Consider the following 15216-nt stretch of genomic DNA (forward strand, 5'->3'; position numbering starts at 1 on the left):
GGAGGGTTACGAATGCGTCGGTTCGTCGAAGACGACGCGGGTGACACGCACCAACTCGATGCGATAGTCGGAGACATCGACGATATCGAAACGCAGGTGGTTCAGTTCGATGGTGTCCCCCACCACCGGCATCTGGCCATAGTGAGCCAACAGCAGCCCCGCCAGGGTAGCGTAATCGGCGGTGGGGCTGACCAGGTCATCGCAGGCCAGCGCCTGTTCCAGCGAGTGCAGATCGGTTCCGCCCTTCACCAGCCAGCCGTCGCCTTCCGCCACGATGTCCGGCGTTTCATCCTCGTCCGGGAACTCACCGGCAATCGCTTCCAGCACGTCCAGCGGCGTCACCAGCCCCTGCACGACGCCGAACTCGTTGGTGACCACCACCAAACGTCCTTTGGCGCGGCGCAGCACCGCCAGCAGCTTGATGACGTCCATGGTTTCCGGCACCACGATCGGCGGCGTACGGGCGGCGAACTCGGCGATATCCTCCCCTTGCTCCAGCGCCACCAGCAGATCCTTGGCGCGTACCACGCCGACGATCTCATCCACCGAGTCGCGACACACCGGGAACAGGCTGTGCGGCGTATCCAGCAGCTGTGCGCGCACCTCCTCTCGGGAGCGCTCGCAGTCGACCCAGGAGATGTCGGTGCGCGGTGTCATCACGCTGCGCAATGAGCGCGAGGCCAGTGTCAACACGCCGCTGATCATATAACGCTCTTCCGCCGCGAAGGTTTCGTCCCTTGGCAAGGCGACCTCATCGTCCGTCTGCTGCGCACGTTGCTGCCCCATCAGGCGCATGATCGCTTCCGCAGTGCGCTCGCGCATCGGGCGGCGCGCTTGATGCTTGATGAAGTTGCGGCGCGCGATCTGGTTGAACAATTCAATCAGGATCGAGAAGCCGATCGCGGCGTACAGATAGCCTTTAGGAATGTGCAAGCCGAAGCCTTCGGCGATCAGGCTCAAACCGATCATCAACAGGAAGCTCAGGCACAGCACCACGATGGTCGGATGCGCGTTGACGAAGTTGGTCAACGGCTTCGACGCCAACAGCATCACCGCCATCGCGATCACCACCGCCGCCATCATCACCGGCAGATCGTTCACCATACCCACGGCGGTAATCACCGCATCGAGCGAGAACACGGCGTCAAGGATCACGATCTGCACCACCACCGCCCAGAACTTGGCGTAACCGCGATTGGCGCCGTCCTGGTGCGTCTGCCCTTCCAGTCGTTCATGCAGCTCCATGGTGGCCTTGAACAGCAGGAACACCCCGCCGAACAGCAGGATCAAATCGCGGCCGGAGAAGCTGAAATCGCCGACGCTGAACAGCGGCGTGGTCAGGGTCACCATCCAGGAGATAACAGACAGCAGGCCCAAACGCATCAGCAATGCCAGCGACAGGCCAATGATGCGCGCCTTATCGCGCTGCTTCGGCGGCAGTTTGTCGGCCAGAATGGCAATGAACACCAGGTTGTCGATGCCCAGCACGATTTCCAGCACCACCAGCGTAAGCAACCCCGCCCAAATAGAGGGGTCCATTAAAAATTCCATATCAGACTCCAGCGAAAAGTGGGAATGCGCGCACGCCGCGCAGACGTGACGATGCCGCCGCTGCGTGGGCGCAGTCGACACTAGCAAAGTGACGGAATGGGGTTACCGGGAGATGGCCGAAGGGCCGAACAGCATATGCAACGCCAGCAGGTGGCGGATGAAACCTGGAAAAACAGTAACTTCGGTGACAGTCCATAGGGAGGGCTGAGGCCCTTCACTCCTTAGTGATGAAAGAAGAAATTACTGTATCAGGATTTTTCTGGGGGACAAAGCGGCTTTTTCAACGGCGGTTTAGCATGTCGCTACGTCATATCATCTGCGACAGCTAAGATTTCTCCGAGCATTCAATAGCAGAGCAGCGTCACAAAAAATATTTTTTCACTCACTAAAATAAATCTCGCGTTCGTGAAGCATCACGCACAGGCACTTGAAACTGCGTGAGAAATGTTAGGCGTGCGTTTCTTTTTTTCTACCATAATGTATCTGAACCGCGGAAGTGACTGCCAAGACGGCGCGGAGAAACGACACAAACCGCGTCTGGAGTTCAACGAGGAGGTAGCGAGTGGCAATAGCTATTATCATCGGCACACACGGGGCTGCAGCGGAACAACTGCTGAAAACGGCGGAGATGCTATTGGGCGAGCAGGACAACGTCGCCTTTATAGACTTCGTTCCCGGTGAGAATGCCGAAACGTTAATCGTCAAGTACAACGAAAAAATCAGTGGGTTGGATACCAGCGGCGGCGTGCTGTTCCTGGTGGATACCTGGGGCGGCAGCCCGTTCAACGCCGCCAGCCGCATTGCGGTCGACAAAGAAAACTATGAGGTCGTCACCGGGGTCAACATCCCGATGCTGGTGGAAACCTTCATGGCGCGGGACGACAACCCCGCTTTCGATGAACTGGTGGCGCTGGCGTTGGAAACCGGCCGAGAAGGCGTGAAAGCGCTGAAAAAACCGCAGGAAGAACCCGCAAAACCCGCAGCACCCATCGCCAAAGCCGCTGCCCCTCAGGCGCCGCTGGGGCCGAACGACCACATGAAAATCGGCCTGGCGCGCATCGATGACCGTTTGATTCACGGCCAGGTCGCCACCCGCTGGACCAAAGAAACCAACGTCAGCCGCATTATCGTCGTCAGCGATGAAGTCGCCGCCGACCATGTGCGCAAAACCCTGCTGACCCAGGTCGCCCCGCCGGGCGTCACCGCTCACGTGGTGGACGTGGCGAAGGCCATCCGCGTCTGGAACAACCCGAAATACGCCAACGACCGCGTGATGCTGCTGTTTACCAACCCGACCGACGTCTTGCGCCTGGTGGAAGGCGGCGTGGATATTCAATCCGTCAATATCGGCGGCATGGCGTTCCGTCAGGGGAAAACCCAGGTGAACAACGCCGTTTCCGTCGATGAAAAAGATATCGAAGCGTTTAAGAAACTGAACGATCGCGGTATCGAGCTGGAGGTGCGTAAGGTCTCGTCCGACAGCCGGCTAAAAATGATGGACCTGATTAACAAACTCAATTAGTGGCGCCAGCCGCTGATTATTTTACTCAGAGCTTTTTTGGTCATAGGAGAAGTGCAATGGAGATCACCACTCTTCAGATTGTGCTGATATTTATCGTTGCCTGTATCGCCGGGATGGGTTCCGTCCTCGACGAGTTCCAATTCCACCGTCCGCTGGTCGCCTGTACCCTGATCGGCTTCATTCTCGGCGATATGAAAACCGGCATCATTATCGGCGGTACGCTGGAAATGATCGCCCTGGGCTGGATGAACATCGGTGCGGCAGTCGCGCCGGATGCCGCCCTGGCGTCCATCATCTCGACCATTCTGGTCATCGCCGGCGGGCAAAGCGTCGGCGCCGGTATCGCCCTGGCCATTCCGCTGGCGGCGGCCGGTCAGGTGTTGACCATCATCGTGCGTACCCTCACCGTGGCCTTCCAGCACGCGGCGGATAGCGCGGCGGAGCGCGGCAGCCTGCGCGCCATCACCTGGATCCACATCGGCGCCCTGCTGCTGCAGGCGATGCGCATCGCCATCCCGGCGGTCATCGTCGCCATCTCGGTTGGCACCGCCGGGGTACACGCCCTGCTCAACTCGATCCCGGAAGTGGTCACCAGCGGCCTGAACATCGCCGGCGGCATGATCGTGGTGGTCGGTTACGCGATGGTGATTAACATGATGCGTGCCGGCTACCTAATGCCGTTCTTCTACCTGGGTTTCGTGACCGCCGCCTTCACCAACTTCAACCTGGTGGCGCTCGGCGTCATCGGCGTGGTGATGGCCGTGCTGTACATCCAGCTTAGCCCGAAATACAACAAGTCTCAGGTTGTCCAGGCCGGCCCGGCTAATGCGAACGATCTCGATAACGAACTCGACTAGGAATAGGTGAGAGAAATGGTTGATACAACTGCTCAAAAGAAACTCACGCCGGCCGATATTCGCGGCGTATTCCTGCGCTCGAACCTGTTCCAGGGTTCGTGGAACTTCGAGCGCATGCAGGCGCTGGGTTTTTGCTTCTCGATGGTCCCGGTGATCCGTCGCCTGTATCCGGAAAACAATGACGATCGCAAACAGGCGATCAAGCGCCACCTCGAGTTCTTCAACACCCACCCTTACGTGGCGGCGCCGGTGCTCGGCGTAACCATGGCGATGGAAGAGCAACGCGCCAACGGCGCGCCGATCGACGACGGCGCGATCAACGGCATCAAGGTCGGTCTGATGGGGCCTTTGGCGGGCGTCGGTGACCCGATCTTCTGGGGCACCGTGCGGCCGGTATTCGCCGCGCTCGGCGCCGGCATCGCCATGAGCGGCAGCCTGCTCGGGCCGATCCTGTTCTTCGTGCTGTTCAACCTGGTGCGCCTGTTGACCCGCTACTACGGCGTGGCCTACGGTTACCGTAAAGGGGTGGATATCGTCAACGACATGGGCGGCGGCTTCCTGCAGAAATTGACGGAAGGGGCGTCCATTCTCGGCCTGTTTGTCATGGGCGCGTTGGTCAACAAGTGGACGCACGTGAATATCCCGCTGGTGGTGTCCAAGATCACCGACCAGACCGGGCATACCAACGTCACCACGGTGCAGACCATCCTCGACCAGCTGATGCCGGGCCTGGTGCCGTTGCTGCTGACCTTCGCCTGTATGTGGCTGCTGCGTAAAAAAGTCAATGCGCTGTGGATCATCATCGGCTTCTTCGTCATCGGTATCTTTGGCTATTGGATTGGCCTGCTGGGCCTGTAATCGTTCGAAACGGCCGGGGGGCAACCCCCGGCTTTTTTATGTGTGGAGCAAGAGATGTCACTGACCGACGCCGTACTGATGCTGTTTATCGCCCTGCTGTTGCTGTATTCGCTGTACGACGAATTCGGCATGGATCTGCTGAAAGGCAAAACGCGGCTCAAAGTGCCGCTCAAACGCCGTAACCGCCTCGACAGCCTGATTTTCGTCGGCCTGATCGTCATTCTGATTTACCGCAATGTCACCGACAGTGGTGCGGTATTAACCACCTATCTGCTTATTTCTTTGGCGCTGCTCGCTATCTATGTTTCTTATATTCGCGTGCCCAAGATGGTGTTTAAAACGCACGGATTTTTCTTCGCCAATGTGTTTGTCGAATATAACCGCATTAAAGCCATGAATTTATCGGAGGATGGCATTCTGGCCGTCGACCTGGAACAGCGCCGGCTGTTGGTTCAGGTGACGCACCTGGACGACCTGGAGAAGATTTACCACTTTTTCATTGATAATCAATAAATAAAGAAAAAATCATTTTACTTTCGCTCAAACCTTGCGCTGCCTGTGGATAATTAATCGGCAGCGCCATTTCCTTTCTGACTATTATTTCCGCAACATTGTTACCCACGTCTACATTATATTCCCATATCAACTTTGATTAATGAAAACGAGTCTCAATTAAGAGCGAACATGACTCCAGAATAAAGTTGTCGGTGGCGGAAATAATATGGTATGGTTGCGCCGTCATTGGGGAGTAGCCGGTTTCTGGAGAATAAAACGCCAGAAACGCCCGTATCAACATACTCGTTTCGCCGTATGAAACGTGGTGCGGGCAGCCAGGTAAGGTTGGCGAGACCATAGACACGTAACTCCGTCGTTAGGTTGGGGGTGGGTTACGTGTATATGGAGCCACCCGGCCGAGGCTATTTCACATGAACCTTTCAGCTACACTCATTCTCGCTTTCGGCATGTCCATGGATGCTTTTGCCGCTTCGATCGGCAAAGGTGCCAGCCTGCATCAACCCCGTTTCCGCGAAGCGATCCGTACCGGCCTGATCTTCGGCGTGGTTGAAGCGATCACCCCGCTCATCGGTTGGGCCATCGGTCTGTTCGCCAGCCAATACATCATGGAATGGGACCACTGGGTCGCCTTTTCCCTGCTGTTCATTCTCGGCATGCGCATGATCGTCGAAGGGGTGCGCAACAGGCCCGATGAGGAAGAGAAGGTCAAACGCCACGGCTTCTGGATCTTGGTGGCCACCGCTATCGCCACCAGCCTCGACGCCATGGCTATCGGCGTCGGTCTGGCCTTCCTGCAGGTCAATATCGTGCATACCGCCATGGCCATCGGCTGTGCCACCATGATCATGGCGACGCTGGGCATGATGATTGGCCGCTTTATCGGCCCGCTGCTGGGCAAACGCGCCGAGATCCTCGGCGGCGTGGTGCTGATAGGTATCGGCTTCAACATTCTGCTGGAGCATCTCGGCTACCTGGCCTGAGGCGCTCGCTCTGCAAAAAAACCTGCCGCGGCAGGTTTTTTTGTTTCTGGGCTCAGTGCGCCCGTTAAGCGCGGCGTCGGTACAGCGCCAACACGAAATCCGTTTCGCACACGAACTCGGCGCCATCCGCCAACCCCTGTTGCACCTCCGGCGTAGCGCGCCAGGCGAACGGCGTCATCTGCAGCAGGTTGGCGGCCTGCGCGCCCGGCAGGGTCATCGTGTAGGCTAACGCCTCTTTACGCTCACACTCAAATCCGGCGAACTGCTCGTCCTGTTCGGTATGCAGCTGCACCTGCTGGTAGACCTGTTCTTTCAACTGGTACAGATGACGCGGGCCCGGCGAGACCGTCACCACTACGCCACCCGGCTTCACCACCCGCGCCAGCTCCTGCGCCTTGCAAGGCGCATAAATGCGCAAGACTGCATCCAGCGCCCCATCGGCGAACGGCAGACGGTGGCTGGAGGCGACGCAGAACGAGACCGCAGGATAACGTTTGGCGGCGTAGCGGATCGCTACCTTGGCGACGTCCAGCCCATAGACCGCCATATTGCGTGCCTGCGCCAGCCGTGCGGCCACGGCGGCGGTGTAATACCCTTCCCCACAGCCTATATCCAACAACGCGCCTGCATCGGCCGCCAGCGCCAAATCCAGCCACTCGGCCACCTGCTGCTGCAGCGGCTGATAATAACCGCCGTCGAGAAACGCGCGCCGTGCCTGCATCATTTCCGCGCTGTCTCCCGGCTGCTTCGATCGTTTGTGCTGCACCGGCAGCAGATTGACGTAGCCTTCTTTGGCTTGATCGAACTGATGATTGCCGTCGCAACGCCAGTGTTGCGATGAAAAATGCAGCGGTTGATGACACAGAGGGCATTGATAAGACATGAATGGGCTTCCAAAGAGACAGGGCGCGGCTAGTCTAAAGAAGGCGTCGGCTCGATGCAAGGCGCATCCCCGCTCGCTTTCTCCGCCAACAACGCCTGGCCAAGCGGGGAAAAAGCTGGCTACACTGAGAGTCTGTTTTCTCACGCAGGTGAACATAACTTATGAGCGATCGTTCCGCGCTGCTCGATGCGGTGCCCCACATTCAGCACGGCTTCGGCAGCAAACTCGCGCTGCTGCCCGGGCATCTGCTGCCCTACAGCGCCACGCTGCCGGAAAAAAAACAGGTGCACGGCACCCGCATTGTCGACGTGCTGCAACCGGCGCAGGCGTGCGGCGAGGCCGATGGTTTCTATACTCGCCAGCCCGGCATTCTGCTCAGCGTACTGACGGCGGACTGTCTGCCGGTGCTGTTCAGCCGCCGTGACGGCGGCGCTATCGCGGCGGTACACGCCGGCTGGCGCGGGTTGCTGGACGGCATTCTGGAACAGATGGCAGCGCGCATTCGCCAGGACGGCGATGCCGCCGACTGGGTGGCCTCTATCGGCCCTGCCGCCGGCCCGTGCTGCTACGAAGTCGATGAAGCGCTGGTGGAAAATTTTAAACAACGCCTGCCGCTGCCCGCCACGCTGATCAGCCCGCATTACCGTCATCTCGATTTGGCCGCAATTGCCGAATACAAGCTGACGGCGCTCGGCTTCGCCGCCGTTGACCGCGCCGGCAGTTGCACCATCTGCACGCCGGACGTCGACCCACAGCGGCCACAGCGCTTCAAATACACCAGCTATCGCCGCAACAGCCACCGACGCGCGCAGGATCCGACGCATCCGGGGATCAAAGGCCGCAACCAGTACGCCGGCATCATCATCGCCGCCGGATGACGGAAACGAAAAAGCCCGCTCGAAGGCGGGCTTTTTGTACAGCTGACGCTGATTAGATAGCAGTAACGTTTACTGCAGATGGACCTTTCTGGCCATCTTGGATTTCGAACTCAACGTTCTGGCCTTCAGCCAGGGTTTTGAAGCCGTTACCCTGGATTGCAGAGAAGTGTACGAACACGTCTTTGCTGCCGTCAGCCGGGGTGATGAAACCGAAACCTTTAGACTCGTTGAACCACTTAACTTGACCTTTGATCTTTGCCATCTTGAGTATTTCCTTTGGATTGTTTAAACCGCCCGAGGGCGTTACATAGACAAACTAGAGTCGTTACTGCTTGAGGCACTAAGATAAGGATCGGCAGAGAAGCGGTATTCAACGCTAACGTCTTTACTCAGAACTTCTTTACTGAAAATGCCACACATATACAGAACTGTACCTCGTTTTACCCAGATGCGTTATCACATACTCTGTATGCGATGGCAAGCCATTTTTAATCACTGAACGACATGTCGCACATATTTGAAACGGTCGAGCGCCACATTTGCTTAAATAGGCCAAAAGATGTTGAAGCATCGGCTATTTTCTGCTTGCCAAAAACACGGCGCCAGACCCCGCATTCTGATAGCGTTTTAACAAAACTTTCATCGTTTTGACGCATCTCCTTCTCGGCATTTTCGCTTTTTCATCGCTTATAGCGTTAAAAAATTTGAATCTTTATGGAATGTCATATGCAACATTTGAATATCGATGAACGGGGGCCAATTTATTCAATGATCCTCCGCTCCTTTACCGCCGGAAAGCGCATTCATCGTCGGCCTTCAGCCCTGCCCCCTCAGGGTGTGAACCCTATCGCGTCGGAAGCCGGAGGTGACGTTGGTACAACAGGCAACGGTTGCATAAGCATGCAACGTCCTGGCACCGCTCCCGCTGGCCGGTTGTTTCATCCTAAATAATCCGAAAGCCATGACTCTGAATAGCCGGAATAACCTTGTGAATAGCAAAAGAGCAGCGCTGAATTAAATCCTGAAAATCGGGTGGTTATTTGAATCGCCACCCGTACTTATCAATTTTGCTAATTACTGCCACGCTTTCAAACCGTTGCTCTTATTCTTTCCCCTGCCCCACAGGGCGAAGAGAGAACGCTTGCGGTGAGTCCTGCAACGCGATGCGCTCGCCAATCTTTAGCGGGTGGAATTGATGCTGCTCCAACCCTGCCTCGTTCAGCGCCAGGTTCAGTTGCTGCGGCGGTTCGTCGAGCGATTCGTCCGCCAGTTCGAATACCCCCCAGTGGATGGGAATGGCACGCGGCTGATTCAGCTCGCGATACAGCGTCACCGACTGCTGCGGATCCATATGCTGTTCCTGCATGAACCAGCGCGGCGCATAGGCGCCAATGGGCAACGCCGCCACGTCGAACGGTCCCAGCCTTTGACCGATTTCCGCCAGCTGCGCCGAATAGCCACTGTCGCCGGAAAAATAAAACCGCAGCGCCGGATGATGGATCACCCAACCGCACCACAGCGAGCGATTGCGATCCCACAGCGTGCGCATGCTCCAGTGCCGCGCCGGCGTGGCATAGACCGTCAGTTCGCCCAGCGGCAGGCTCTGCCACCAGTCCAGTTCATGCACCTTCAGCCGATAGCGGCGGAACCAGCGCTTCAAGCCGAGCGGCACGATAAACTCGGCCTGTGGGAAGCGCCGCGCCAGCTGCCGCACCGTGCGCCTGTCGAGATGGTCATAGTGATTATGGGAGATCAGCACCACATCCACCGCCGGCAGTTGTCCCACCGTCAGCGGCGTCGGCGTTCTGCGCTTCGGGCCGTAGAAGCTCAGCGGCGATGCGCGTTCGGACAACACCGGGTCGATCAGAATATAGCGGCCGCCCAGCCGCAACAGCATTGACGCATGCCCCAGCCACCAGATGCTGTCATCGCTGCCGCTGAGATCGGCAGGTTGCCACCAGCGTTCGGTAAATTGCGCGTAGCCCTGCTGCGGCGGCTTGGGCAGCCCCTGCCGCTTGCGCTCATCCTGCCAACGCTGCAGGTCGCCCTCCTGGCGCTGCGAGGGTTCCGGGTTACGAAATCCCTCCGGCGTGTGATGCGCCTTGGCCGCGTCGTAATAACGGTTGATTCTTTTCATCCAGCCTTTTCTCCCGACCACTGCGCCCTGCACGGGCATGACTTTCAGTGTAACAAACCCGATGAAGCTCGCACTTTGTCAGCCGTGCGCTGCATCTCGGGACCTTTTGCCTTATGCTGTTGTCTCACTCCGGTGAGACAGCCAGGGCCGCCAAGAGCCCGTTAAGACTCTCTTAAGATCTTTGTGATTGACTTGTAGGGCATACAGAAAAGGAGAAGTTATGAGTCGTTCTACATCCCGCAAGCCAGGCTCAAGCCTGGGGCGCCGTATTCGCAGCGCGCTGCTGGCGCAGAAGCAATACTGGAAAATGTATTTCGCCATGAAGTTGCGCCGTCTGCGCGTACCTGCACCGCTGGTGGTGCTGGGCGGTTCGCTGCTCGGATTCTTCATGTTGACCCTGCTGATGCTCAGCGTGGTGGTCATCGATGTGATCAGCACCCTGCTGCTGCTGTGCCGGAAACTGCTGGGGCGCAGTCACGGTGAGGGACGCGCCTTTATGCCGCGCGGCTGACGAGAAGAGAAGCGGAGGCGCGGCATACGCCTCCGCAGCACACAGATTAACGCTTGGCGTCTTTGCGGCGCGTCAGCATAAACCCGCACCACAGTACCGCAATCCACACTGGCATCAGCAACACCGAAATGCGGATCCCTTCGCTGAAATACATAATCACCAGAATCAGGCCGAGGAACGCCAGACACAGGTAGTTGCCGAACGGATACCACAGCGCCTTAAAGCTGGGAATGACGCCCTGGCGGTTCTTCGCCGCGCGGAATTTCAGGTGCGCCAGGCAGATCATCACCCAGTTGATCACCAGCGTTGACACCACCAGCGCCATCAGCAGCTCAAACGCCTTACCGGGCATCAGGTAGTTAATCAGCACGCCAATCGAGGTAATCAACGCCGACAGCGCGATGGACAGCACCGGCACGCCGCGTTTATTCACGCGCGTCAGCGCCTGCGGCGCATTGCCCTGGCTGGCCAGCCCGAACAGCATGCGGCTGTTGGCGTAAACGCCACTGTTGTAGACCGACAGCGCGGCGGTCAATACCACCACGTTGAGCACGGTCGCCACCAGATTGCTGTTCAGCGCATGGAAGATCAGCACGAACGGACTGCCGCCCTCCACCACTTGCCCCCAAGGATAGAGCGACAGCAGCACGGTCAGTGAGCCGATATAGAAGATCAGAATGCGGTACACCACCTGATTGGTGGCTTTGGGAATGCTGCGACGCGGATCGGCGGCTTCCGCCGCGGTGATGCCGACCATTTCCAGCCCGCCGAACGAGAACATGATGACCGCCATCGCCATCACCAGTCCGGAGAAGCCGTGCGGCATAAAGCCGCCCTGCTGCCACAGGTTGGTGATGCTGGCCTGCGGGCCGCCGTTGCCGCTGGCCAACAGCCAGGCGCCGAACACGATCATGCCGACAATCGCCACCACTTTGATGATGGCGAACCAGAACTCGGTTTCGCCGTACAGACGCACGTTCACCAGGTTAATCAGGTTGATCAGCACGAAGAACAGCGCGGCGGAGGCCCAGGTGGGGATCTCCGGCCACCAGTACTGAATGTAGATGCCGACGGCGGTCAATTCCGCCATGCCGACCAGAATGAACATCGCCCAGTAGTTCCAGCCGGAAAGGAAGCCGGCGAAGTCGCCCCAATATTTATAGGCAAAGTGGCTGAAAGAGCCGGCGACCGGTTCTTCCACCACCATTTCGCCCAGCTGGCGCATGATTAAAAACGCGATAAAACCGCCGATGGCGTAGCCCAACAGCACGGCGGGGCCGGCCATTTTAATGGTTTGCGCAATGCCGAGAAATAAACCGGTTCCGATGGCGCCCCCGAGGGCAATAAGCTGTATGTGTCTGTTTTTTAAACCGCGTTTTAGCGGAGTATCCTGATGCTGACCGCCCATCTTATCCTCATATGGCGTACACCCTTGCCGCTATCGGCCAAGATTTCACCAATCAATAAATGTATCTGCGGGCGGCTTTTTAACACTTAACCCCGTGAGCATCAAGGAGAAGCGCCCCGAGACGGCAGGCCGGAGCGCGATTTTTTTACCGAGAGAAAGCGGATAAGGGCAGCGTTTAGCCAGGCATTCCGCACAGTTTGGTCAGGTTGCGCGCGCCGATCATCAGCGTGGCGACATAAGATTGGCTACGCGTGACCACTTCCACCGCCACGCGATCGTTTTGATATTTTATCAGGTAGGTCGAGGGCCAGCCCTGACGGCGCTGGCCGAAGCTTTCGGCATGACGATCGATCGCCGCATGGGCAATCACCAGATGAGACAAGTTTTTATCACCTTTGATAATGCGCTTCATAAACAGCCTCCGCCAACGACAGTTCTGTTATTAGAAAAAGGAGAAACTCTTACCAATTACCGGTATTGTTCGACTCAGTTAGCCTGTCGGCTCATCAGGAAGCAGATCATCGCCGCGCGCAGCGGGCTGGCGCTGTCCGCCTGCCATTCACCGCCCTGGGTGCTCATGCGTGCCTGCCACTGCGGGCTGTCGCTTTGGTTGTCGGGGTTCAGACTGATTTTGTTGGCGCAAATGATCGGCCAGGCATCGGAGGGATTCTTGCAGTAATCTTTACCTTTCACACCACCGTAGGGATACCACTTGTCCGGGTTCTCCCCGGTTAGCAGCGCGATGCTGCGGTTCACTTCGGCATCGCTTTCTTCGTACCATTTAATCATCGGCTTTATCCATCTTTCGTAAGGTTCGCGCTACATTACGATGTCTGTACGACAGTTTTATGACAGCGCCGCCGGTTTTCACATTATCTCTACTAATGCTTTGTCCCCTTTATCTTTCCTTAACGCCTGCGTACACTTTTCTCTCTGTTCAGCGCCCAGGAAATGCATGCATGTTGACCGGCCTCAATCACTTGACGCTTGCCGTCAGCGATCTCGATCGCAGCGTCGAATTTTATCGCCATCTGTTGGGGTTTACCCCGCACGCCCGCTGGCAAGGCGGCGCCTATCTCTCGTTGGGGGCGTTGTGGCTGTGCCTGTCGCTGGATGAATCGCGTACGCAACAACGCGAGCGTGATTACACTCATTACGCTTTCAGCGTAGCGCCGGAACACATTGAGCGGGTCAGCGAGCGGCTGCGCCAGAACGGCGTCAAAGAGTGGAAAAGCAATCGCAGCGAAGGCGAATCGCTCTATTTTCTCGATCCTGACGGGCATCAATTGGAGATCCATGCCGGCGATCTGGCCAGCCGCCTGGCGGCATGCCGGGAAAAACCGTATCAGGGCATGGTGTTTTACTGAGGCGCCCCGGCGGCGCTGCCGCCGGCCGGAGCATCATGCTCAACGTTCGGGGATAAAACCTTTGAAATCCAGCGCGGGGCTGAGATCGTCATCGTCAGCAGCATCGCCGCCATCAGCGCCAGCGCGGTGCGCCAGGCGTTTCAACAGCGCCGTTTGTTGGCGTTGTTGCTCGGCAATCTCCTGCAGCAGGCGAATCTGCTCGTTGGCGCGCACGCTGGCGCGGTTCACCAGGAACCAAACCCACAGCCCAACCAGCAACGCCACGGCGGCGAGAGCCAGCGACAACAGGCCGTTCTGGCCAAAACCTAAATCGTACATGGACAACCCTATCTACTGCGACATTCAGGCCGCCATCTTAACACTCGCGGCGACCGTGCGAACATCCCCGCCCAAAATTGCTTACCAGGGCACGAAGCGGGTCACCGAACAGATGCCCAACGCAAAATTTCCACCATCGTCGCAATAGCTGTCCAGCGCCAGCAGGTAGAAAAACAGGCAGGCAGCGACGGCCGTCATTATCACGAGGATTTTTTTTCGCAACAAATTTAGCAGCCTCATTGTTATCTGGGTAATCTATCGCGCATGTTATCACAACGAAGTTAAACGAAGTTTAACTTGTCGTTTAGATTTCTGGCTATCGCCCGGTTTTCAGACTGTTACCCTTGTTCTCGCAGGGGGGGCCGTGGCTAGATGCCCTCTCAGGGATAACGAGGAAGCACAATGAGCAGATTGATTAAGTGGGTACTGGTGTTGGCGGTCATTTACGGCGGCTTTTTGATCTCGGGCTACGGCGTGCTGATCGGTAGCAACAAAAACGTTGGCGGGTTGGGATTGCAATGCAAATACCTGACGGCGCGCAACGTGGCGATCGCCCAGTATGTGAATGGCGACAACGGTTTCATCGGCGTAGCCGACTGCCCGCTGTTCAAGAAAATCGAAACGGTGGTGGATTAACCGCCACCGCCCGACGCCGCCGCTCTGCGGCGGCCCCGCCTCAGTTACGGGTAAACTTCATTTCGATCAGCGCAATCGCCTTGTCAATCGCTCGGCGGGTCACCGGATCGGCGCCTGCAGGGTGCGTGGAGAAATCGATGCTTTTGAGCTGACCCGCCATCTTGTCGCGCACTTCGGTCGGCGCAATCACGTCGATAACGTCCAGAATCTGTTTGATGACCAGTTGGCAAGCGACCAGATCGGAAGCCAGTTCCTGCTCGTTGCTCAGCATGTCAGACATAATAACTTTCCCTCTTGATTCAAACGCCGCACAGAATAGCATGACGTCCGCGCCATTACCCGCTCTCCCCATTTTTTTCCCCCTTCTGCGCACCGCCGGGCAAAAGCCTGCGGCGGATTAGCCTATACTTGCAGCAAGACGGTGATAAAACCCCCCGCAGCCACAACCAACAGGAGAAAGTTATGGCGAATCACAATGTGAAATCCTGGGCGACAGTGCGTGAAACTTCGGTGGAAATCGCCGAAGCCATTTTTGAGCTGGCAGGAAACGACGAAGTGTTGGCGCAGAAAATCTGGGAAGAAGGCAGCGACGAAGCGCTGGAGAAGGCCTTTGCCAAAACCACCGCCGACCAGCTTTATTGGGGAGAGGAAACCGTCGAGCGGAAAAACGTTTGAGCGGTTACGCAACAAAAAGCCCGGGTTTCTGACCCAGGCTTTCCCGATTCGCGATCGCCCCGCTCAGCGGCGTGCAATGTCTTTTGCTCTCACGGTTCTTCACCTCCTACACCTTCCGC

The 15216-nt window shown here is 57.4% G+C and carries 21 protein-coding genes and 1 riboswitch; of the genes, 10 read left to right on the forward strand and 11 right to left on the reverse strand.

The annotated features are described in order from the left end of the window. Window positions 1–6: 6 nt before the first annotated feature. On the reverse strand, window positions 7–1551 hold the full coding sequence (locus tag C9411_RS02405; protein WP_063990181.1) for a TerC family protein: 1545 nt from the start codon (window positions 1549–1551) through the stop codon (window positions 7–9). A 562-nt stretch (window positions 1552–2113) separates the two neighbouring features. On the opposite strand from C9411_RS02405, the gene manX reads away from it, so the two are divergent. The 5 genes from manX to mntP all read left to right on the forward strand — a co-directional run bounded on the left by manX (window position 2114) and on the right by mntP (window position 6284). Then, on the forward strand, window positions 2114–3073 hold the full coding sequence (manX, locus tag C9411_RS02410) for a PTS mannose transporter subunit IIAB (RefSeq protein WP_107226339.1): 960 nt from the start codon (window positions 2114–2116) through the stop codon (window positions 3071–3073). A gap of 56 nt (window positions 3074–3129) precedes the next feature. Beyond that, window positions 3130–3930 carry a PTS mannose/fructose/sorbose transporter subunit IIC gene (locus tag C9411_RS02415; RefSeq protein ID WP_033634888.1) on the forward strand — a complete coding sequence of 267 codons (801 nt, stop codon included), beginning with the start codon at window positions 3130–3132 and terminating at the stop codon, window positions 3928–3930. A gap of 15 nt (window positions 3931–3945) precedes the next feature. Then, a complete protein-coding gene (locus C9411_RS02420; RefSeq protein WP_033634889.1) occupies window positions 3946–4788 on the forward strand; it encodes a PTS mannose transporter subunit IID in 843 nt (280 codons plus the stop codon). Window positions 4789–4842: 54 nt separating this feature from the next. Continuing rightward, a complete protein-coding gene (locus C9411_RS02425) occupies window positions 4843–5301 on the forward strand; it encodes a DUF986 family protein (protein WP_107226340.1) in 459 nt (152 codons plus the stop codon). Between the two features lie 218 nt (window positions 5302–5519). After that, a riboswitch (yybP-ykoY riboswitch) is annotated at window positions 5520–5707 on the forward strand. A gap of 7 nt (window positions 5708–5714) precedes the next feature. Further along, a complete protein-coding gene (gene mntP / locus C9411_RS02430) occupies window positions 5715–6284 on the forward strand; it encodes a manganese efflux pump MntP (protein ID WP_063990183.1) in 570 nt (189 codons plus the stop codon). Between the two features lie 64 nt (window positions 6285–6348). Here the strand turns inward: mntP and rlmA are convergent, their stop codons facing one another. After that, window positions 6349–7167, reverse strand: a complete 819-nt coding sequence (gene rlmA, locus C9411_RS02435) for a 23S rRNA (guanine(745)-N(1))-methyltransferase (protein ID WP_107226341.1) — start codon at window positions 7165–7167, stop codon at window positions 6349–6351. 161 nt (window positions 7168–7328) lie between these two features. On the opposite strand from rlmA, the gene pgeF reads away from it, so the two are divergent. Beyond that, window positions 7329–8045 carry a peptidoglycan editing factor PgeF gene (gene pgeF, locus C9411_RS02440; RefSeq protein ID WP_063990185.1) on the forward strand — a complete coding sequence of 239 codons (717 nt, stop codon included), beginning with the start codon at window positions 7329–7331 and terminating at the stop codon, window positions 8043–8045. 52 nt (window positions 8046–8097) lie between these two features. Here pgeF and cspE read toward each other — a convergent pair whose 3' ends face one another. From cspE to C9411_RS02455, 3 genes are all read right to left on the reverse strand, one after another. Beyond that, on the reverse strand, window positions 8098–8307 hold the full coding sequence (cspE, locus tag C9411_RS02445) for a transcription antiterminator/RNA stability regulator CspE (RefSeq protein WP_002221949.1): 210 nt from the start codon (window positions 8305–8307) through the stop codon (window positions 8098–8100). Window positions 8308–8348: 41 nt separating this feature from the next. Next, on the reverse strand, window positions 8349–8465 hold the full coding sequence (locus C9411_RS02450) for a DUF2627 domain-containing protein (RefSeq protein WP_002211058.1): 117 nt from the start codon (window positions 8463–8465) through the stop codon (window positions 8349–8351). A gap of 682 nt (window positions 8466–9147) precedes the next feature. Further along, window positions 9148–10182 carry an MBL fold metallo-hydrolase gene (locus C9411_RS02455; protein ID WP_107226342.1) on the reverse strand — a complete coding sequence of 345 codons (1035 nt, stop codon included), beginning with the start codon at window positions 10180–10182 and terminating at the stop codon, window positions 9148–9150. 220 nt (window positions 10183–10402) lie between these two features. On the opposite strand from C9411_RS02455, the gene C9411_RS02460 reads away from it, so the two are divergent. Next, window positions 10403–10693 (forward strand): hypothetical protein, encoded by a 291-nt coding sequence (locus tag C9411_RS02460; protein ID WP_107226343.1) that lies wholly within the window; start codon window positions 10403–10405, stop codon window positions 10691–10693. Window positions 10694–10739: 46 nt separating this feature from the next. Here the strand turns inward: C9411_RS02460 and C9411_RS02465 are convergent, their stop codons facing one another. From C9411_RS02465 to C9411_RS02475, 3 genes are all read right to left on the reverse strand, one after another. After that, on the reverse strand, window positions 10740–12101 hold the full coding sequence (locus C9411_RS02465) for an amino acid permease (protein WP_107226344.1): 1362 nt from the start codon (window positions 12099–12101) through the stop codon (window positions 10740–10742). 175 nt (window positions 12102–12276) lie between these two features. Then, complete coding sequence (locus C9411_RS02470; protein ID WP_004927680.1) at window positions 12277–12513, reverse strand: DUF4060 family protein; 237 nt, start codon at window positions 12511–12513, stop codon at window positions 12277–12279. Between the two features lie 74 nt (window positions 12514–12587). After that, on the reverse strand, window positions 12588–12890 hold the full coding sequence (locus C9411_RS02475; protein WP_004927682.1) for a phage protein NinX family protein: 303 nt from the start codon (window positions 12888–12890) through the stop codon (window positions 12588–12590). A 170-nt stretch (window positions 12891–13060) separates the two neighbouring features. On the opposite strand from C9411_RS02475, the gene fos reads away from it, so the two are divergent. After that, window positions 13061–13468: a fosfomycin resistance glutathione transferase gene (gene fos, locus C9411_RS02480; RefSeq protein ID WP_063990189.1), complete on the forward strand. Its 408-nt coding sequence runs from the start codon at window positions 13061–13063 to the stop codon at window positions 13466–13468. Window positions 13469–13507: 39 nt separating this feature from the next. Here the strand turns inward: fos and C9411_RS02485 are convergent, their stop codons facing one another. Together C9411_RS02485 and C9411_RS02490 are read right to left on the reverse strand one after the other, a co-directional pair. Next, complete coding sequence (locus C9411_RS02485; protein ID WP_107226345.1) at window positions 13508–13786, reverse strand: YebO family protein; 279 nt, start codon at window positions 13784–13786, stop codon at window positions 13508–13510. A gap of 81 nt (window positions 13787–13867) precedes the next feature. Continuing rightward, window positions 13868–14026: a PhoP/PhoQ regulator MgrB gene (locus C9411_RS02490; RefSeq protein WP_004927688.1), complete on the reverse strand. Its 159-nt coding sequence runs from the start codon at window positions 14024–14026 to the stop codon at window positions 13868–13870. 162 nt (window positions 14027–14188) lie between these two features. Here C9411_RS02490 and C9411_RS02495 point away from each other — a divergent pair, with 162 nt between their 5' ends. Further along, entirely contained in the window at window positions 14189–14422 is a 234-nt protein-coding gene (locus C9411_RS02495; RefSeq protein ID WP_038877047.1) for a YobH family protein, read from the forward strand. Between the two features lie 40 nt (window positions 14423–14462). Here C9411_RS02495 and C9411_RS02500 read toward each other — a convergent pair whose 3' ends face one another. Continuing rightward, complete coding sequence (locus C9411_RS02500) at window positions 14463–14702, reverse strand: DUF2766 family protein (protein ID WP_004927692.1); 240 nt, start codon at window positions 14700–14702, stop codon at window positions 14463–14465. A gap of 182 nt (window positions 14703–14884) precedes the next feature. Between C9411_RS02500 and C9411_RS02505 the strand changes: the two genes are divergently transcribed. Beyond that, complete coding sequence (locus C9411_RS02505) at window positions 14885–15097, forward strand: YccJ family protein (RefSeq protein WP_004927694.1); 213 nt, start codon at window positions 14885–14887, stop codon at window positions 15095–15097. Window positions 15098–15216: the final 119 nt, after the last annotated feature.

It is taken from the genome of Serratia sp. Nf2 (assembly GCF_003028435.1).
Classification (GTDB): domain Bacteria; phylum Pseudomonadota; class Gammaproteobacteria; order Enterobacterales; family Enterobacteriaceae; genus Serratia; species Serratia marcescens_L.